Here is a 19,631-nt window from a genome sequence, read left to right as displayed (position 1 = left end):
TCACGAGGCTCTTGCCATTCACTCCTGCTGGAATCTTGGCACCACCGATCTCCAGGAAGGTGGGGGCGAGGTCCATGAGATTGACGAAGTCGTCGATGTAGCGGCCACCGGGCTGGCCGGGCCAGCGGATGGCGAGGGTGACGTTCACGCCGAAGTCATAGAGGTTGCACTTGCCGCCGGGGAAACCGGGCGCGCCGTGGTCGCCGCTGATGACGATGACGGTGTTGTCGTACTCGCCTGCGTCTTTGAGTTGCTTGATGATCACACCCACCTGCGCGTCGAAGGCCTGAATTTCACCCAGGTAGCTGCCAAAGTCCTCTCGGAATTCTGGCACATCAGGCAGGTGCTTGGGCAGCTTGCCTTTCAGATCGTCCGGATTGATGCCCCACTGGGCCAGCCCGCTGCCTTTGACCCACTTGCGATGCACGTTGGTCGGGCCATGCCAGAAGACGAAGGGGGCACCTTTGGGGCGGGCGGCGAGGAAGCTGTCGAAGTTTCCCCGCACCTCGTCGTAGATCTGCTGCTTGGCCGCTTCGACTGCGACACCTTCCTGCATGAGCTTATCCACGTTTTGGGAGAACTGGTTGCAGCGCCCGCCACTTTTTTGATACGCGAACTGCTGGCCGCCATAAGGCGCATCTGACGGCTCGCCCGGTCCCCAGACCTTGTAAGATTTGCCAAGATGATAGCCCTGATCCTTGAGCAGCAGCGGGTAGCTGGGAATCGCCGGGTCCCACACCGCTCCATTCAGGATGGCGGCGCGGCCACAGTTGAAAAAGTAACGACCGGAGAGCAACGCGCTGCGGCAGGGCGTGCAGCTCGGGGCGTTCACATACGCCCGGCTAAACAGCGCACCCTCGCGGGCGATGCGGTCGATGTTCGGCGTCTTGACCACCTGATTGGGCGAAGGGAACTTCTCATGCTCTGCATAAATGCTCGCGTAGCGGCCCCAGTCGTCGGCAAAGAGAAAGAGGATGTTCAGCGGCTTTTCAGCAGCAGCGGCGAGGGTGGTCAGGGCAAGGCAGCAAAGAAGAAAACGCATGGTTGCGTCATAACGGGCGCTTGGTGCGTAACCTTCGCAAAATTGAGCGCAAACATGGCAACGACACCCCCGCATTGCTCCCGAACCTACGGAACATGATTCACTCACTGCTAGATACCACGCAAGTCATCAGCATCCTTGAAGTGGAGGCCGTTCCGTTTGAGGTTTGCATTGAAGCGGTCGCCAGCCATGACCGCAGCAAAGATCAGCTCACGGTGCAGCTTCGCGCTTTTCTGCGTGCGGAAAAGCACGATCACATTGGTGAAATTTCCACGCCATCCTGGCTGCCCGCCGCGCATTCTGTCACCGAACATGTCAGCTCTGAAGAAGCGCATGAGGTGGCAGGCGATGTCCTCGCCAGTTGGCGGCAGAAAGTGGCAGGCTGTCTGCCTAAGTAGCTGGGGACAAACCTTTGTCTTGAGGGTTGCACTGAGAACGTTTCACCCCATGAATACGCGCGCATGAACCACTTTAGACTTTTCTGCCTCACGACCGCATTGACGTGCGCTTCCTGCAGCGTCGGGCCCAACTTCAAACTGCCGGAGGTGCTGATGCCCTCCAAGTGGAAGAATGGCAGCAAGGCGAACACCGCAGATATCCCTGTCCCTGGCGAATGGTGGAAGTTGTTCGGCTCTGCTGAACTGAACCGGCTGGAAGAACGCGCGATGGTGAACAACCAAGAACTGCGCGGTGCCCTGGCACGCGTCGAAACCGCACGCGCGCTCGTCGGCGTGAAGCAGGCGGATTGGTTTCCCCAGCTCAACATGAAGGATAGCATGCAGTATGAGCGTCTGTCGCAAAGCTCCTTTGGTGCCAACCTCCCTTCAGGGATCGCCTTGCCCGAGACGCAACGTCGTCGGTTTCAAAACGTGATCGAACTGGGCTGGGAAATTGATCTCTGGGGACGGGTGCGTCGCAATGTGGAAAGCTCCAAGGCCTCCCAGTTTGCCGCCATGGAGACCCTCTCCGCCCGGCGTCTGACCCTAGCCGCAGAAGTAGCGCGGCTGTACTTCCTAACCCATTCGCTGGACCGGCAGATGCTGGCCGTGGTTGGCACGCAGACCTGGCGGGATGAAGCCCTGAAGCTCCAAGAATCACGTTTCAAAGGCGGACTGGCGAATGAAATGGACGTGGCGCGGGCCCGGACAGAACTGGAATTTGCCCGCAATGATCTGGCCGCGCTGGAACGCCAGCGTGGCAATGCCGAAAACGCATTGGCGGTCATTTGCGGAGATATCCCTTCCGATTTCCACATCAGCAAGGTCACGAGTCAGCCACGCCCGCCGAAAGTACCGGCCGGACTGCCTTCCACCCTGCTGCAGCGCCGTCCGGACATTCGTGCGGCGGAGCAGAAGATGCGCGAAGCAAACGCCCAGGTGGGGGTTTCAGCGGCTTCGTTCTACCCGGCATTTAGCATCGTCGGCAGCGGCGGTCTGGAGAGTATCGGTGCCGAGCATCTCTACGATCAGCGCAGCAGGGTTTTGACCATCGGTCCCAGCATGACGCTGCCGATTTTTCAGGGCGGAAAGCTGCGGGCTAACTTGAGGGCGAGCAAGGCCTCATACGATGAGACTCTGGCAAATTACCGTCAGAGCATTCTGGTGGCCCTGCAGGAAGTCGAAGACAGCCTGCTGGATGCCAGAGCCTATGCCAAACAGGGGCGGGCACTGGATGCCGCCATCGCCTCCGCGCAGGAGACCCAGCGCTTGGCCGAACTGCGCTACCAGAAAGGTCTCGCCAGCTACTTTGAAGTCGTGGATGCCAACCGCACCGTGCTCAACGCCAAGCTCCTCTCCGCTCAGGTGGAAGGCCAGCGCCTCATGGCCAGCGTAGCCATGCTGAAGGCTCTCGGCGGCGGCTGGTAGTGGTGAGGTGAGGTGAGGTGAAGGCTTCGCCTGTCAGGAGGGTCAAGTGTCGGAAGGCAGACATCCTTGAGCGTCTTGACCTCTCAAACATTCCGTTTGCCCAGGCCCTTCATGCAGCGAAGGAAACCTTCGGCCCAGCCAACCCCACCCTCAAGCCATGCACTTGCGTACTCTTCTAGCCTCCCTCCTGCTTTCCAGCCAGGTTCTCCATGCAGCAGATCATGACATCGTCATCTATGGCGGCACCTGTTCAGCCATTGTCGCTGCGGTGCAGGCCAAGAAAATGGGGAAGACGGTCATCGTGGTGTCACCGGACAAGCATCTGGGCGGATTGAGCAGTGGCGGCCTCGGTTTCACCGACACGGGCAACAAGGCGGTCATCGGCGGGCTCGCGCGGGATTTCTACCACCGCGTCTGGCAGCACTACGACCAAGACGCATCCTGGGTTCAGCAGAAGAAAGCCGAATACGGTGGCAAAGGCCAGGGCACTCCCGCCATGGATGGCGAAAACCGCACCATGTGGATCTTCGAGCCCCACGTAGCGGAGCAGATCTTCGAAGATTACGTGAAGGAGTTCGGTCTCGAAGTGGTGCGCAATGAGTGGCTGGACCGCGCCAAAGGCGTGAAGAAAGATGGCGATAAAATCACCTCCATCACCACCCTGAGCGGAAAAACATACGCAGGCAAAATGTTCATCGACGCCACCTACGAGGGCGATCTGATGGCCGCAGCTGGCGTGGACTACCACGTGGGCCGCGAGGCACAGAGCGTCTATGAAGAAAAATGGAACGGCGTGCAGGTCGGCGTGCTCCATCACGCCCATCACTTCGGCCAGATGAACATCAGTCCCTACGTCGTGCCGGGAGATCCCAAGAGCGGCGTGCTGCCTCACATCAATACGGAGCCGGCCGGTGAATACGGCGCAGGCGACAAGAAAGTGCAGGCCTACTGCTTTCGCATGTGCCTGACGAATCATCCCGAAAACCGTGTCCCCTTTGCGAAGCCGGAGGGCTACGATCCGAAAGAATTCGAACTGCTCGTGCGCGTCTTCGACAAGGGCTGGACCGATGTCTTCCACAAGTTCGACCCGATCCCGAACCACAAGACCGACACCAACAACCACGGCCCCTTCAGCACCGATAACATCGGCCGCAACTGGGACTACCCCGAGGCCAGCTACGAGCGCCGTCGTGAGATCATCACCGCGCATGAACGCTATCAGCAAGGCTGGCTCTATTTCATCGCCAACGATCCCCGTGTGCCCAAGGAAATTCAGCAGGAAATGCAGACCTGGGGCCTCCCGAAAGACGAGTTCAAAGACAACGGCAACTGGAGCCACCAGCTCTACATCCGCGAAGCACGCCGCATGATCGGCAGCTATGTGATGACCGAGAACGAACTGCTCAAAAGACGCCCCACACCCAACAGCGTCGGCATGGGCAGCTACGGCATCGATTCCCACAACATCCAGCGCTACATCACGCCAGAAGGTTTTGTGCAGAACGAAGGCGACATCGGCACGAGCACGAAAGGCCCCTATGAGATCGCCTATGGTTCACTCGTTCCCAAGAAAGGGCAGGGGAGCAACCTGCTCGTCCCAGTCGCCATGTCCGCCAGCCACATCGCCTACGGCAGCATCCGCATGGAGCCCGTGTTCATGATCCTCGGCCAAAGCTCGGCCACAGCGGCGGTCATGGCAATCGATGCAGGCATCCCCGTCCAAGACGTCCCCTATGAACAACTCAAGACACAGATTCTCAAAGACGGCCAGATCCTGCATTTCGATGGCCCCACCACCCTGCGCGGCATCGATCCGAAATCGCTCAAAGGCGTCGTGCTCGATGACACCGACGCCAAGCTGACCGGCGACTGGAAGGAAAGCGGCGCGGCGAAGTCCTTCATCGGCGATGGCTACAACCATGACGGCAACGCCAAGGATGGCAAAGCCAGCGCCCGCTTTGAAACGAAACTCCCGAAGGCCGGTAAATACCGCGTCTTCCTCGCCGCCCCACCGAGCGGCAATCGCGCCAGCAACGCACCCGTCGAAGTGATCCACGCCGGCGGTGTGCAGCGGATGAAGCTCAACCTCAAGGAGCCCAAGCCGGCCGATGGCGTCTTCTGGTTTGATCTCGGTGCGTTTGATTTTACAGCCGACCAACCCGCTGCGTTGATTATCACCAACGAAGGCACCGACGGCTACGTCGTCATCGACGGCGCTCGCTGGTTGCCGGTGGAGGAGTAAGAAAAATTCACAAATAATCTTTTCAAGCGCACAGCACTAACTCTGACTCTTTGTCTAGTAACCAAGCTTCGTCATGCCGAGGGTGATGATCGAAAAATCGGTGACGAATCTCGGTAGCAACCTCGATAACAATCTTTCGAGGGCTGTGCAGTATATTGAGGATCGAACGGGAATCTGCATTGCGTCCTGATGCTGCCATCGCATGTGCGCGCAGGACCTGAAAAGGTATTTCCAGACGAGGCGTGAGAACGCTTGTCTCAAGGTGTTGCATGGCTTCTTTGAATTTTTTCTGGTGAATGCGACAAAGAGCCAAACCTACATTGAAATAATTCCGAGTTTTTGAAATTAGTTTAGCTTCAGAGGCTGAAAGGAAGATTTCTTCAGCATCATTCCAACGTCCCATACGCAGAAGAATCATGCCATGAAGATGTATGTCAAACCAATCTCGGCGCTGTTGAGAACCAGATATGGTGAGCAAATCCAACGCCTCTTGATGTTTATTCATCTGACTGAGAAGAGATGCTAATGCATTTCTGGCGATGTTATTGTGATCGCTTATTTTGAGAGCGAATTCGAATTCTACAAGCGCTTCGTCGAATCTGCCTAGATCACGCAGGCACTTGGCGTAGCCGCAGTGGGGAACCGGCTCGTGAGGGTGAGCCTTGCGCGTCAGGTCATAGACCTGTAGCGCCTCGTTGAGGCTGCCGACTTCGCGCAGGCACTCGGCGTAGCCGCATTGGGGAATTGGTTCGTGAGGATGTGCCTCGCGCGTCTGATCATAGACTTGGAGCGCTTCTTTGATATGGCCAACTTCGCGCAGGCACTCAGCGTAGCCGCATTGGGGAACCGGCTCATGAGGATGGGTCTTGCGCGTCTGATCATAGATCTGGAGAGCCTCGTCGAGCCTGCCCAGTTGGCGTAGGCACTCGGCGTAGCCGCAGGAGGGAACTGGCTCGTGAGGATTAGCCTTGCGCGTCTGGTCATAGATCTGGAGCGCCTCATCGAGCCTGTCCAGTTGACGTAGGCACTCGGCGTAGCCGCAAGACGTAACCGGATTGTGAGGATGCGCCTTGCGTGTCTGCTCATACACCTGAAGCGCCTCGTCGATATTTCCTTGCCTACGCAGGCACTCTGCACGTTCATTGCCAGTCACAGGATCATCTGGTGAGATCCTGCCAGCTTCTTTGGCCCATTTCAGCGCTATCTCCCAAAAGCCACGTTTGCGTGCATGAGAGGCTAAGTCGCAGAGCGATTTGGCTAGATGAGAATGACCTCCACGGGGCCTTTGATAATCCTGTAGCCATTGGGCCTTTTTTTCCGCCTGATGAATATCACGTTTATCGATGAGCTGTTTGATTTCAATCTTCTGCTGCTCGACGTGCGTGAGCACGGCATGAATTTTATAATTCTGTTGGAGCAAAGATGGGGATTCGTTGGATTCTTCACGATCCAGGTCATCAGCCACGGGGGAGTGTGAGTGGTGCGGGTGGCGGAAACGTGCGAGCCACTTCGTGAATAAAATACGGGCATTGGCCGTAGATGGTAGGTCCCGCAGCATGAGGCGATCTGCGAGATATGATTCCACCGTATCATTTTCAATGGCCTCAGCCGCCGTTAGAAAATGACCTGCCACACGGCAGTGGTCACGCAGCATCTCTCGGCTGTTGCCCTGGAAAGCGACGGAGGGAATCAAATCCCAGGCAAGGCAGAGTTCGCCTATCAAATTCTGGCGCTGAAGGATCAACGCTAGCCATGATTTGAGCCGCAGTAGATCGGTGCAGGTGGACTGCAAATCTTGCAGCGCCTTGATCACTGGCTGAGAAAGTGTGCGAGAATGCCAAAGGGCTGAGAAACCACGCTCGAAGGCGGCATCCGAGAGCATCTCATCAAAATCAGTCGCAATTTCGAGCTTGGTTTCAACGGTTACATCATCATCCACCGCTAAGGAAAGCATGAGGCAGGCATCGTGAATCGCGGTTTCCCTCGCTAGCAAAGCAGGAAGCTCGGCAGTCTCTTTGATTTGCGCCAAGACTACAGGCTCCCATTCCGCCAACCAGCGTGAAACTTGCACATCGTCCGCCAAGGTCGCAGGACTGGCGCTGGTTCCGAGCATGGCACCTCTCTGAGCATGGGGAAACCATGCCTGAGCGAGCGCGGGTGCCAGAAGTGCCGTGATCATGCTGAAGTGGTGATGCTAAGCTTCCGCAGTTTTTCTGCCAAGCCTTTGATGACGGATTTTTTGAAGCGTGAAGAACTGACTGGCACACTAATACTGCGAAAACTGTGGATTGTCATGGGGCCATAAATATGACCTTCGACGAACTCGTCCTGATCAGTATTCGCGCCTGGCTTCAAAATCAATTGTGGAAAATCAGCGTCTGGGGTTGCCGGAGTGACCTGATGTGCCGATTTTGACACGCTGAGCTGGGCTCGATTGTTCCAATCAGCCAGTTCATTCGGCTGAAACAAGGGCTGCCCGCCTGGGGGCAGGCCTCTCGTTTTCAGGCGGTGGGCGGTATTTTCTTCGGAAAAGGAAGTGCGATGCGAAACAAACCTTTCTGCGGGTATGAACGTGCATTCTCCATAGCTGGTCAGTCCACGGCCTTCGGTGGAAAGGGCAGCGAAGCGGATTTCCTCCTTCTTGGAGCCGAAAAATCGCGAGTCTGCGGCCTCACGCAAACGATCCCATTCACCTCCGTCTGGTAAAATCAACCCGGCATCACGCCGCTGGTAAAAGGTGGAGTAAACGCCTTTTTCGTCCGCTAGTTCCAGGGCAAAGGCCAAGGAACGGTTCATGGTCAGATGCGAGGTGCCTGCATAGGCCTCAAATGCTTTCAGCCGGTGCTCTGAACCATCCTTGATGGAGTTGGCTAATGCGGCAGCATAGCGCAATTGAAGCCCATTTTTCCCTTCAAGGGCTTGATCCACATTGGGAAACCTGCTGGGCCTCCCGCAGTGAGGGCATTCTGAATAAGAGTTAAGAAAAGTCTTGCTGCAATCGGGGCATGGAATGTGTGTTGGCATCGCCAGTCGGAATAATTGTGGCATGAATGCAGCAACTTCGGCGTGATCAACAGGTTTTTTAAGTCATTCTATGAAGGTTTCATCTATTGTGCCTTATTCTAGTTCTGTTTCACAAGACGCACTGCTGCCACGCTACCGCTTGGTTCTTGGCCTCTTCATCATCGGCCTGATCCTCAGCGGTCTCACCGCCTTCCCATTGCTGCATGAGCTGCGCCTCATGGCCTCCTTGCTCGGCATTGAAAACCATGCCTCTTACGCGCAGCACGAAGGACTCGCCTTTTGGCTCGGCTATGTCTGGCACGGTCTGGAAGTAACACAGCAGCAGTTTCCCTTCGTTGCCTACGGCACCGACTGGCTGGCCTTTGGGCACCTTATGATCGCGGTATTTTTCATCGCCGGACCGTGGCGCGATCCGGTGCCCAATGCCTGGGTGCTGAAGGTGGGGCTGTTTGCCTGTGCCGCAGTTTTTCCCCTGGCGCTGATCTGCGGCGAAGTGCGCGGCATCCCGCTCTCTTGGCGGTTGGTGGACTGCTCGTTCGGCCTCTTTGGGGCCCTGCCGCTGCTCTACTGCCTGCGCCTGGGGCGCCAAATGTCCGCAGGAACTTCAAGCCGTTCGTAATTTTCCGTTTTTATGGGCCGTATGCCTATCGCCCCCCATACCCCTGTCATGTCCACTCTTCGTCATTTGATCCTTATCATCGCAGCCTGTGCCACCAGTGCTTTTGCTGCGTACCCCACTTTTACCACCACCAAGCCGAATGGCGGCCAGCGTGGCACGGAGGTGAAGCTGACCGTCACCGGCACGCAGTTGGACGACTTTGAGAGCCTGATCTTTTTCTCCCCCGGCTTCACCCAGAAGAGCGTGGACAAAGTGGAAAAGAACAAGGTGGAGCTCACCATCGGCATCGCGCCGGATGTGTCGCCGGGGAATCACCTCATGCGCATCCGCACGAAGTCCGGCATCTCACATGCCCGACAGTTCTTCGTGGGCATCTTCCCGAACGTGGACGAAAAGGAGCCCAACAGCGATTTCGAGACGCCGCAGGTCATCCAGTTGAATCAAACCATCGAAGGCGTCGTGCAAAATGAGGATGTGGACAACTACCGCGTCACCCTGAAAAAAGGCCAGCGCCTCTCCGTGGAAGTGGACGGCCTGCGCCTCGGCTACACCGTGTTTGACCCCTTCCTTGCCATCATCGACAAGGACCGCTTCGAAAAGGTGATCTCGGATGACACCATCCTGCACCGTCAGGACGGCTACTGCTCCTATGTAGCTGAAGAAGATGGTGACTACACCGTCATGATCCGTGAATCATCCTACCGTGGCGGTGGCAATTCGTATTACCGCCTGCACGTCGGCAGTTTCCGCCGTCCGGATGTCGTGTATCCCGCTGGTGGCAAGATCGGCAGCAAGACCAAGGTGCGCTTCATTGAGCGTGACAGCTCCTTTGAAGAAGAGGTGCAGCTACCTGCGGAAATTGAGACTGATTACATGCTGTTTTCAAAGTCCCAAGAGCCTGCGCCTTCCGGCAATCCCTTCTTCCTAGTCAACTACGACAACGTGCTCGAAGCCGAGCCGAATGACGAGCAGGCAAAGGCCACCGTCTCTCCTGGTTCGCCGATCGCACTCAATGGCATCATCGAAAAACCCGGTGATGTGGACTTCTTCAAAGTGCCGCTCAAGAAAGGCATGACCTTGGAAGTTCAGGCCTATGCGCAGAGCCTCGGTTCCCCGCTCGACAGTGTGGTGAACATCTACAATGCCAAAGGCGGCTCTATCAGCGGCAACGACGACGGTGGTGGTCGCCGCCGTCTTGACAGCAAGTTCAAGGTCGCCATTCCTGCCGACGGCGATTACTTCGTGCGCGTGACCGATCATCTGGAACGTGGCGGCTCGAATTACGTCTATCGCCTCGAACTCATCGCCGCCGAGCCCGAGGTCTTCTTTGCCTCGCCCCAGTATTCGGTGAACGACAACAACTACCGTCAGTTCATTCCCGTGCCCAAAGGTGGACGCTACGCCACGCTCGTCAACGTCAGTCGCAACAACGTCGCGGGCGACTTCAAGTTTGAAGTCCAGAACATGCCAAAGGGTGTGAAACTGCTCACTGAAATGGTACCGAAAGACCTCGGCGGCGTGCCCCTGCTCTTTGAAGCCACCGCCGATGCCCCTCTCGGCCATCAGGTCGTTCCCATCTCTCTCAATGCCGTCGATCCGAATATCAAGACACGCGGCAAACTGCGCCAGGAGTTCGACATCGTCCGCAATGGAAACGTCGTCTATTACACCCAGATAGAAGACCGCCTTCCCGTCGCCGTCGTCGAGGAAGCTCCCTACTCCCTCGAAATCGTCAAGCCCGCCGTGCCGCTGGTAAATAACGGCATCCTCGAACTCAAGGTCGTCTCCAAGCGCAAGGAAGGCTTCAAGGCCCCCATCCGCGTACTGATGATCTGGAAGCCGAACGGCGTCAGTGCTCTCGGAGAGCAGACCATCCCGGAAGGTCAGAACGAATGCATCTTCCAGTTGGATGCCAATGCGGGCACACCTGCCGGCTCCTGGAATTTCACCGTCATGGGCGAGGCAGATGCAGGCAGCGGCCGCATCTACAATGCGTCGCCATTCACCGCGGTCGTCACCGCGCCGGCTTACATCAATGCACCTGCCATCCCGCTCGTCGCGGTGGAGCAGGGCAAGGAAGCCGTCATGGTCGCCAAGCTGGAGCAGCTTCTGCCCTTTGAAGGCGAGGCCACCGCCCAAGTGCTCGGCGTCCCAGACACCATCCCGATTGAGCCAGCCAAGATCACCAAGGACACCAAAGAAGTCTCCTTCAAAGTGGTCACCAATGACAAGTCCCCCATCGGCAAACAAGCCAATCTCTTTGTGCGCGTCGATGTCCCAATCAAAGGCACCAATACCACCACGATTCATCGCATCGCACTCGGCTCCATCCTGCGCATTGATGCACCGCGCAAGGTGGTGGCTCCGCCGCCAGCCCCAGCGGTGGTCGCTGCGAACAAGCCCAAGGAAGCCGCTAAGCCCGCCGCTCCGGCTGCACCGAAAGTTTTGTCTCGTCTGGAGCAGCTCCGCATGGAGGCGGCAGGCACGAAGAAGTAACTGGGAAGTATAGCTTTGAGATTTCGATGAGGAAGGCTTCGGCCTTCCTCATTTTATTTCGCGTGCGGCAGATCCCACGCCTTCAGCCACTCCACCTTGGTGCGCTTGAAGCCCTGCTTGAACAGCCGCTCCTCCATGTCTCCCAGATGTGCGGCGCCATAAAAAATGGCGATGCGCTTCTTTCCAGTGGCGATCTCCTTGTCCATGACCTGCAGCGCGACCTTGTTTCGCTCCCCCACGAGCACCGTGCCGTCGCCGGTTTCCATGCCCGCCATGATGTCCTCCACACTGTCAAACTCCTGCGCGATCATGCGCTTCAGCTCTGTGCTGCTGTCCTTCATCGTGAAAATTTTCAGCAGCAGCACCATCCCGGCTGCATCCGAATTGACGCCACGCTTCTCATTGACCTCCTTCTGCGCCTGCGCGGCCTTCAGGTAGAGCGAAAGAAAGCTCTCCTGCTTCTGAGTCTGTGTCTGCGTAAACTGCGACATGTCCATGTCCGCATGCACGAAGTTTTTTGCGGTGTAGTCGATTCCTTCAAGCTGGCCGTGCAGCTTCAGCGTATCCCGCATCAGCGTTTGCAACTGGCCCACCCACTGCAGCTTCTCCGCCTGCTTTTTGACCTCGGGTTTGTCCCGTTCCTCGAATGACGGGCCCACGAGTTCATACAGTACCGCTTGATAGCCTTTGAACCTCACATTTAGCCCATCGAAATACGCCTTGTCCGCAATGTGGATGGCTCCCACCAGATCTACCGTCACCTTCTGCGGCGACTCATAACTCACCACGGCTGTTTGCAGGCTGTCGCTTTCATCCTCTTCCACGAACCGGATGAAGTTCGTGGGCTCTTCCGCTGCCGAAAGCACAGCAAAGGCCAGAGTGGCTTGCAGCAGCAGAAATCGTTTCATGTGAGGTTTCCTCGTTCAGCCTTCCGTCTTGAAGATGCGTGCGAAGAAAGCCTTCATCTCCTCCCAGGAGGCTTTGTCAGCGGCCTCATTGTACGCCGCCCCTTTGCTGTTGTCATTGCCTGCAGCCTTCTGGGTGAAGGCATGCACCGCGCCGGGATAGCTCACGAGCTTGTAGTCCACCTTTGCGTCCTTCATCTCCTGCTCAAACGCGGCGATGTCGGGGGCTTTAACAAAGGGGTCATCCGCGCCATGCAAGGCAAGCACCTTGCCCTTGATGTTTTTGCCGTCGGCAGGATTCGGAGAGTCCAGTCCGCCATGGAAACTGACGACGCCTTTGATGAGCGCGCCGCTGCGGGCCAGTTCGATGACGCCGGTGCCACCAAAGCAGTAGCCGATGGCGGCGACTTTGGAGAGGTCGGTCTGCGGGTTTTTGTCCAGCACTTCCAGTGCGGACAGCATGCGCTCGCGGTACAGCTTGCGATTGGCCTTGTACTTCCCGGCTTCCTGCCCTGCGGCGGGGGGCTGCGGGCGGATGCCTTTGCCGTAGATGTCGGCAGCGAAGACGTTGTAGCCGAGTTCGGCCAGCATGTGGGCGCGCATCTTCTCGTTGTCACTCAAGCCGGTCCATTGGTGGATGATCAGGATCGAGGGCAGCTTGCCGGTCTTTGCGGTATCGACGACGTGAAGGCCTTCGCAGACGACGTCACCTGATTTGTAATCGACGATGGTTTCTTTGATCTCCGCCTGCAGCAGGCTTGTGGAAAGGAACAAGGAGGAGATGAAAAGCAGAGTGTGGTTGGTTTTCATGGATATGGCTCAGTGTACGCAGATGGAAGCGAGTTTTCCAACTCGTTTCCCGGACGAACTCGAAAGATCATTCTACTTGAGTTCCTGGATGCGGATATTTTTCCACATCACTTCCTTGCCCACGGCTTCCTTCTTCTTGCCAATGCCGTGCACCTGCAGGGCGATGATGCCTTCGGGGGTCAAGTCATCGGTGAGGTCGGCCGCCGGGACGCCGTTGAGAAAGGTCTTGATGCTGCTGCCGCGGCACTCAATGCGCGCCTGATTCCATTCGCCCTGCTTGAAGGCCTTGCGGGCGGGCTCGTTGTTCTTCAGATCAAAGAGCCATGCGCGGCGGCCTTCGTCATAGATGCCGCCAGTGTAGGCGCGAGGGCTGGGATCAATCTCAAACTGATAGCCATGCACTCGATCGGCGGGGATTTTTTTCTTTTTACCGGCGACCTCGATCTCCGTGTCCTTCGCGAAGTAGTTGCTGCGGAATTGAATTCCGGAGTTCATGGAGGGATCGACCTTGAACTCGATTTCCAGAATGAAGTTTGCATACTTCTTGGTGGTGCAGAGGAAGGAGTTGCCTGTGTCTGGCACGGTCTTGCCTACGATGGTGCCGTTCTCCACGCGATACTCGGCTTTGCCGCTGTGCTGTTCCCAGCCCGAGAGGGTTTTGCCATCAAACAGCGGGACAAAATCGTCCCCGGCATTCAGGGCGGCAGTGAGGGAAACGAAGGCGGCGAAGGAGAGCAGGCGGTTGGTCATAGGGCGGTGATAAACGGGCTGGTAGCAGCGGTCTTTCTTCACTTCTCGAATCACGAACAGACTCACCTTGGCCACAAAGCTTGCCGATTTTTAGCTATCAGCGCGAGATGGTTTGTCGTGAAATGATGCCGTCCAACCATGGAGCAATGATGTGGGTTGTGATCATTCACTGTGAGCGATTTAAGCCCGCATTTATTTGATTGAGTGAATGAAATAAGCCTAACTATTGAAGAATTGACCCGCTAACCAACCTTGGTCGCTGCCAGTGAGGAGAGAGGCGCCCAACTAGAATTAGAATGTCTCGAAATCTAAGGGGATGATGAAAAAACCACGCGAAACATCACTTCAGATACGTCTGGCGACCATCACGATTCTGGGGCTCTTAGTTGCACTGGCGGCTGCGGCTTACTTGAGCGGCCGGCAGGTTCAGAGAGATAGTGAGTTGATCGCCCAAGATGCGGTGCCCGGCACGATCAACGCCCATTATATGCGGATGGCCATCTCCCGCAGCATTGGCTGGGTATTGGTGGCAGGTTCTGCGCAGACGGCCCAGTTACGGGACTCGAGTCTGAAGGTTGCACACGATGAGGCGGCTCAGAAGGTGCTGCCGGCGGCCTCTGCGGGTGTGGTGGAGGGGTATCTGGATCTGGTGAACATTGATTTGCGTGACAAGGCGCGGAGCAGCGGGCCCTCGGGGCGTTCTTTTCTATCCGGAGAGCATGTCACCTGCATCGATGTGGAGCATGACCCGCTCATGGCACCGTGGCGTGAAGAGATGCTCAAGCGTGGTTACCGTTCGTCCGCCAGCTTCCCGCTCAAAGCCGGAGGCAAAGTGAGCGGCGTCTTCACTCTCCATTCGGATCAGGCGGGCTTCTTCAACGACGAGGAAATGCTGCTGCTGGATGAACTGGCCATGGGACATCGGCTTCGCCCTGGAGGTGAGCGAAGCCGATACAAAGCACCGCATGTCTGAGCAGGAACTGCGCTGGCGCACGGCTTTCTTTGAAGCGCAGGTGCATTCCGCAGTTGATGGCATCCTCGTGGTGGACAGAGAGGAAAAAAACTGATCCAGAACCGGAGAATGAACGAGCTTTGGAAAATCCCACCCCTGATTGCCGATGACCCTGACGATTCCCTTCAAGTCCAGTTCGTCCTCGGCCGGGTCAGGGAGCCTCAGGCTTTTGCCGAAAAGGTAGCGCACCTTTATGCGCATCCAGACGAATCCAGCAGTGATGTCATTGAGCAGGTGGACGGGACCATGATGGAACGTTACTCCGCTCCCGTGCGCGGCACTGATGGCAAATACTATGGGCGGGTATGGACCTTTCACGACATCACTGAACGCAAAAAAACTCGAGGCTCAGTTCCTCCGTGCGCAGCGCATGGAGAGCATCGGCACGCTCGCCAGTGGTGTCGCGCATGACCTCAGTAACATCCTCACACCCATCATGATGTCCATGGCCGTTCTGCGCATGGGCATAGCGGAGGACAAGCGCGTAAACCTGTACGATACCATCGAGCTGAGTGCGGTGCGCAGATCGTCAAGCAGGTCCTCACCTTTGGTCGCGGCCTGGACGGCGAAAAGCCCCCCCTCCAGATCGAGATGCTGATCAGCGAGATGGAGCAAATGATCCGCAGTACTTTTCCGAAGGACATCATCGTGGAATGTGTGACCGGGCCACGTTTGCGGCTCGTGCTTGGAGATGCCACGCAGCTTCACCAAGTCCTGCTCAACCTGTGTGTGAATGCGCGGGACGCCATGCCGAATGGCGGCACACTTCGACTCAGTGCAACCAACCTCGACATCGACGACAGCTACGCGAGCATGCTGCCCGAAATCACCCCCGGCCAGTATGTGCTGCTGGAAGTGGGAGACACTGGCAGCGGTATTTCGCCAAAAATCCTGGAGCGCATTTTCGACCCATTCTTCACCACCAAAGGCGTAGGCAAAGGCGCCGGCCTCTCAAGCGTCCATGGCATCGTCAAGAGCCATGGCGGTCTGTTCAAGGTGGCGAGTGAGTGCGGGGTCGGGACGACCTTCCAGATTTATTTGCCCGCCTCCCTGGATCAGGAGGTGGTGGCAGAGCTCGATTCATCCGCAACTCCTCCAACCGGCCACGGAGAGTTGGTGCTCGTGGTGGATGATGAGCCTGCGATCACGCATGCGGCACGCACGGTGCTGGAGGCAAACGGTTACCGGGTCCTGCTTGCCAACGATGGTGCCGAAGCCCTCGCAGCGCTCTCGGAAAACATGTGCGATGGTGCCGTCGTTTTGACGGATGTCATGATGCCGGTCATGAATGGCGTGCTGCTTGTCCGCACGTTGCGGAAGGTCAGCTCGGACGTCCCAATCATCGGTTCCACCGGCGTGGCCGAGAAGGCGCTTCTCGACCAACTCAATGAGCTGCACGTGGAGTCTATCCTGCGCAAGCCATACAACGCGGGCACACTTTTGCGTGCCATTCATGACGCACTGCACCCTGGTCGGTAAGAGACGAAGAATCTCTCCGCTCGGGGTCGTGCGGTCAGGCAGCCGCATCCACCAGCGCGAGGATTTGGGCAAAGACGCTGCCGCACTCCACGGTGAGGGCGGGCGTGTAGTCCATCTGGCGCAGACGTTGCGTGAGTTCGGCACGGTCGATGCGCTGGTGCTTCAAGAGCAGGACGAAGGTGTTGATATCTTTCATGCCACGATCCACCCCGCCACGACCAAGGCGCAGACTTAACCGGGCATTTGCCGTGGCGGCGATCTTCGTCACACACATGTCCACCGGATCGAGTGCAAACACATCGTCAAAGCCCGGCATCGGCACCAGGCGCTCGCGCCAGCCGTCAGGGAAATCGTCTGCGAGCCGGAGGTCCACGAAGTCACCGTAATGACCGGTTGTAAGATGAAACTCCTGATTGCGCCCTAATTCGCCAACGAGAATAGCGCGAAAACTTTCATCATCCGGATCGAGAAAGAAATCGGCATCGAGCGTGGACTCCACACCATTATGTCTGGCGGTGACGTTGGGAAGGAGGCAAACAGTGAGGACGAACCAAACACCAGAATGCGGCGACCAGCCACGATCTGCCGCACTCGCCCGATGAGATGATTCAGTGAGCGGAGGTCCATTGAAACTGGGCGCGTTCAGCCTTGGTAAGTACTCCGGGGAAAGGCGCGAACTCCTTCAAGAAAATCGCCTCCGCCGATTGATCTCGCAGCAGCGCCAGTAGCTTTTGCATGCCAGTGACCGAGGCTTGAGCCTCCAGAATAATGCTTCGCCATTGTTCCAGGCGTTTGGCGGATGACTGGCTCACCAGCAGCCAGCGGTCGATGTTGGCGAGGGGGATCTCCAGCAGGGAGGGATCAGCTTCGATCTTATCTGCGGTGAATCGAAATACGTCCACCATCACCTCATGCCCGGGGCGTTCGGTGCGGGAGTTGAACCAGGCATAGGATTTGGCGGCAGCCGCGCTCATTGGGCAATCTGCCACACGGCTCTCGTTTCGCCACGCTCCAAATGGTGGCCGGTATTTTCCCGCGAGCAGCGATGACGCGGCATCAAGAACCGTCACACCCCGGTCACAAAGCTTGTCCGGTTTTGGCTCGCACTGTGAGATGGTTCAGCTAACACTTCGGCTCCCTTTCCCAACCCATGAAGCGCTACTCCCTCGGCATCGACTACGGCACGAACTCCTGCCGCTCTCTCCTCATCGACCTCGACAACGGCGCTGAAGTCGGCTCAACCGTGTTCAATTACCCGAGCGGAGAGATGGGCATCCTGCTCGATCCTAGAGACCCGCATGTGGCGCGGCAGAATCCGCAGGATTACCTCGATGGCCTCGAAGCAGTGGTGGGCGGTGCCTTGCAGCAGGCGCAGGCAAACGTCCCCGGCTTTGATCCCGCCCAAGTCATCGGCATCGGCATCGACACCACCGGCAGCACACCCATTCCAGTGAACAAAGAAGGCACGCCTCTGGGGCTGCTGCCCGAGTTCAAAGACAATCTTAACGCCATGGTCTGGCTCTGGAAAGACCACACCGGCTACGCCGAAGCCGCCGAGATCACCAAGCTCGCGCATGAAATGCGGCCCAACATCATCGCCAAATGCGGCGGCATCTACTCCAGCGAATGGTGGTGGAGCAAAATCCTCCGCCTCCGCCGCGTGGATGCTCAGGTCTTTTCTGCTGCGTTCAGCTTCGTGGAGCATTGCGACTGGATTCCCGCCGTGCTCACCGGCAACACCAACCCACGCACGCTCAAGCGCGGCGTCTGCAGCGCCGGACACAAGGCCATGTTCAGCACTGAGTGGGGTGGCCTGCCGGACAAAGAATTCCTCGCCAAACTCGATCCTTCTCTCGCCGATCTGCGCGACCGCCTCTACTCCGAGGCGCACACCGCCGATGTCAAAGCTGGCAGCCTCTGCGCCGAATGGTCCAAACGTCTCGGCCTCAAAGAAGGCATCGCCATCAGCGTCGGCGCGTTTGATGCTCACATGGGCGCAGTCGGCGCTGGCATTAAAGAGGGCACGCTGGTCAAAATTCTTGGCACCAGTACCTGCGATCTCATGATCGCTCCTACCAGCAAACCACTTGCCGATATCCCCGGCGTCTGCGGCATCGTCAACGGCTCCGTGCTCCCCGGCTACTACGGCATTGAAGCCGGACAAAGCGCCGTGGGCGACATTTTCCTCTGGTTCGTCAATCACCTCGTCCCCGACAGCTACGGCGCAACCGTCGGCGACAAATTCGTGAACATGGAAAAAGCCATGCTCGGCAAAAAGCCCGGCTCCACCGGCCTGCTCGCGCTCGACTGGAACAACGGCAACCGCACCGTCCTCGTCGATGTCCGCCTCACCGGCCTGCTCCTCGGACAAACCCTCCACACCGAGGCGCATGAGATTTACCGCGCCTACATCGAGGCCACCGCCTTTGGTGCGCTGACCATCATCAAGCGCGTCGAAGAATACGGCGTCAAAGTGGAGGAAGTCATCAACACCGGCGGCCTCTCCATCAAAAACGCCACCCTCATGCAGTGCTACGCCGACATCATCGGCAAGCCCATGAAAGTCAGCCGGAGCGAGCAGACCTGCGCGCTAGGTGCCGCCATCTTCGGTGCCGCCGCCGCCGGGGCAGGGGACATCCACTCCCTTCAATCTCAAGTCACCGCCACCCGCGAAAAAGTCTATTACCCCATCCCCGAAAATCAGGCCATCTACGCCGAACTCTACACCCTCTACCGCACCCTCCACGACGCCTTCGGCACCACCGAATGGAGCGGCAAGATCAACCACGTGATGAAGCAGTTGCTGGACATTCGGGCTCGCCAGAGCTGATGAATGAATTCGAGTAATGATCCTCCTTGCTGACAAATCAGGAATGGCCGCTCACGTTGCCTTCCTCCTCGGCGGATTGATAATCGTCTATCCTGCCTCACTTCACTCCAATGCCCAACAGCCGCCGGCGCAGCATCTCCAGCGCGGCCTGCGAGGTCAGTAGCTTGAAGCGATCGCGCGAACCGGGGGAGAAGCGTTTCTGCGCCCAGGTCTCGGCGTTCTTCGAAGCCAGCGCGATCCACACGGTGCCCACGGGTTTCTCCGGCGTGCCACCCGTGGGGCCAGCGATGCCTGTCACTGACAGCGCGTGGTCGGCTCCGCTGTTTTTCAGCGCGCCTTCGGCCATGGCGCGGGCGACTTCTTCGCTCACGGCGCCGTGGGTTTCGATGAGCTCCATCGGCACGCCGAGGTGCTGGCGCTTGGCTTCATTCGCATACGTGACCCAGCCGTGGCCAAACACACGCGAGGCACCGCTGACATCGGTGATGCGATTCGCAATCGTCCCACCGGTGCAGGACTCGGCGGTGGCGAGCGATTCGCGGCGCTCGCTGAGCAAC

17 protein-coding genes are annotated in these 19,631 nt (G+C 57.7%); 8 read left to right on the top strand and 9 right to left on the bottom strand.

Annotated features, from left to right (window positions below; genetic code table 11):
- Positions 1-1,042, bottom strand: a 1,042-nt coding sequence (locus PSV43_RS19570; RefSeq protein ID WP_300201450.1) for a sulfatase-like hydrolase/transferase, incomplete at its 3' end; no start/stop codon positions are given.
- A 95-nt stretch (positions 1,043-1,137) separates the two neighbouring features.
- Between PSV43_RS19570 and PSV43_RS19565 the strand changes: the two genes are divergently transcribed.
- The 3 genes from PSV43_RS19565 to PSV43_RS19555 all read left to right on the top strand — a co-directional run bounded on the left by PSV43_RS19565 (position 1,138) and on the right by PSV43_RS19555 (position 5,149).
- On the top strand, positions 1,138-1,440 hold the full coding sequence (locus PSV43_RS19565) for a hypothetical protein (protein ID WP_300201447.1): 303 nt from the start codon (positions 1,138-1,140) through the stop codon (positions 1,438-1,440).
- A gap of 63 nt (positions 1,441-1,503) precedes the next feature.
- A complete protein-coding gene (locus PSV43_RS19560) occupies positions 1,504-2,907 on the top strand; it encodes an efflux transporter outer membrane subunit (protein ID WP_300201444.1) in 1,404 nt (467 codons plus the stop codon).
- A gap of 157 nt (positions 2,908-3,064) precedes the next feature.
- Positions 3,065-5,149 (top strand): FAD-dependent oxidoreductase, encoded by a 2,085-nt coding sequence (locus PSV43_RS19555; protein WP_300201441.1) that lies wholly within the window; start codon positions 3,065-3,067, stop codon positions 5,147-5,149.
- A gap of 22 nt (positions 5,150-5,171) precedes the next feature.
- Here PSV43_RS19555 and PSV43_RS19550 read toward each other — a convergent pair whose 3' ends face one another.
- Entirely contained in the window at positions 5,172-7,328 is a 2,157-nt protein-coding gene (locus PSV43_RS19550; RefSeq protein WP_300201438.1) for a tetratricopeptide repeat protein, read from the bottom strand.
- Positions 7,325-8,077 (bottom strand): hypothetical protein, encoded by a 753-nt coding sequence (locus PSV43_RS19545; RefSeq protein ID WP_300201435.1) that lies wholly within the window; start codon positions 8,075-8,077, stop codon positions 7,325-7,327. Before PSV43_RS19545 ends, PSV43_RS19550 begins: the two co-directional genes overlap by 4 nt.
- 166 nt (positions 8,078-8,243) lie before the next feature.
- Between PSV43_RS19545 and PSV43_RS19540 the strand changes: the two genes are divergently transcribed.
- Both PSV43_RS19540 and PSV43_RS19535 read left to right on the top strand, forming a co-directional pair.
- The gene (locus PSV43_RS19540; protein ID WP_300201434.1) at positions 8,244-8,792 is read left to right on the top strand and encodes a hypothetical protein; all 549 of its coding nucleotides are present in this window, start codon (positions 8,244-8,246) and stop codon (positions 8,790-8,792) included.
- 48 nt (positions 8,793-8,840) lie between these two features.
- On the top strand, positions 8,841-11,288 hold the full coding sequence (locus PSV43_RS19535) for a PPC domain-containing protein (protein ID WP_300201431.1): 2,448 nt from the start codon (positions 8,841-8,843) through the stop codon (positions 11,286-11,288).
- A 53-nt stretch (positions 11,289-11,341) separates the two neighbouring features.
- Here PSV43_RS19535 and PSV43_RS19530 read toward each other — a convergent pair whose 3' ends face one another.
- From PSV43_RS19530 to PSV43_RS19520, 3 genes are all read right to left on the bottom strand, one after another.
- Complete coding sequence (locus PSV43_RS19530; RefSeq protein ID WP_300201428.1) at positions 11,342-12,196, bottom strand: hypothetical protein; 855 nt, start codon at positions 12,194-12,196, stop codon at positions 11,342-11,344.
- Positions 12,197-12,211: 15 nt separating this feature from the next.
- A complete protein-coding gene (locus PSV43_RS19525) occupies positions 12,212-13,003 on the bottom strand; it encodes a dienelactone hydrolase family protein (RefSeq protein ID WP_300201426.1) in 792 nt (263 codons plus the stop codon).
- Between the two features lie 72 nt (positions 13,004-13,075).
- The gene (locus tag PSV43_RS19520) at positions 13,076-13,753 is read right to left on the bottom strand and encodes a DUF1080 domain-containing protein (protein WP_300201423.1); all 678 of its coding nucleotides are present in this window, start codon (positions 13,751-13,753) and stop codon (positions 13,076-13,078) included.
- 316 nt (positions 13,754-14,069) lie between these two features.
- Between PSV43_RS19520 and PSV43_RS19515 the strand changes: the two genes are divergently transcribed.
- Positions 14,070-14,726 carry a GAF domain-containing protein gene (locus PSV43_RS19515; RefSeq protein ID WP_300201420.1) on the top strand — a complete coding sequence of 219 codons (657 nt, stop codon included), beginning with the start codon at positions 14,070-14,072 and terminating at the stop codon, positions 14,724-14,726.
- 654 nt (positions 14,727-15,380) lie between these two features.
- Positions 15,381-16,244 carry an ATP-binding protein gene (locus PSV43_RS19510; RefSeq protein WP_300201417.1) on the top strand — a complete coding sequence of 288 codons (864 nt, stop codon included), beginning with the start codon at positions 15,381-15,383 and terminating at the stop codon, positions 16,242-16,244.
- Positions 16,245-16,278: 34 nt separating this feature from the next.
- Here the strand turns inward: PSV43_RS19510 and PSV43_RS19505 are convergent, their stop codons facing one another.
- Complete coding sequence (locus PSV43_RS19505) at positions 16,279-16,743, bottom strand: hypothetical protein (RefSeq protein ID WP_300201415.1); 465 nt, start codon at positions 16,741-16,743, stop codon at positions 16,279-16,281.
- Between the two features lie 109 nt (positions 16,744-16,852).
- Complete coding sequence (locus PSV43_RS19500) at positions 16,853-17,218, bottom strand: hypothetical protein (RefSeq protein WP_300201413.1); 366 nt, start codon at positions 17,216-17,218, stop codon at positions 16,853-16,855.
- A gap of 176 nt (positions 17,219-17,394) precedes the next feature.
- On the opposite strand from PSV43_RS19500, the gene PSV43_RS19495 reads away from it, so the two are divergent.
- The gene (locus PSV43_RS19495) at positions 17,395-19,074 is read left to right on the top strand and encodes a ribulokinase (protein ID WP_300201410.1); all 1,680 of its coding nucleotides are present in this window, start codon (positions 17,395-17,397) and stop codon (positions 19,072-19,074) included.
- A 97-nt stretch (positions 19,075-19,171) separates the two neighbouring features.
- Here the strand turns inward: PSV43_RS19495 and PSV43_RS19490 are convergent.
- On the bottom strand, positions 19,172-19,631 hold a 460-nt coding region (locus PSV43_RS19490; protein ID WP_300201407.1), incomplete at its 5' end, for a nicotinamide-nucleotide amidohydrolase family protein.

Origin of the sequence: Prosthecobacter sp. (genome assembly GCF_029946185.1) — a bacterium.
Taxonomy (GTDB): domain Bacteria; phylum Verrucomicrobiota; class Verrucomicrobiia; order Verrucomicrobiales; family Verrucomicrobiaceae; genus Prosthecobacter.
Note: the sequence above shows the minus strand (reverse complement) of the source record. Positions and strands in the feature narration are given on the sequence as shown.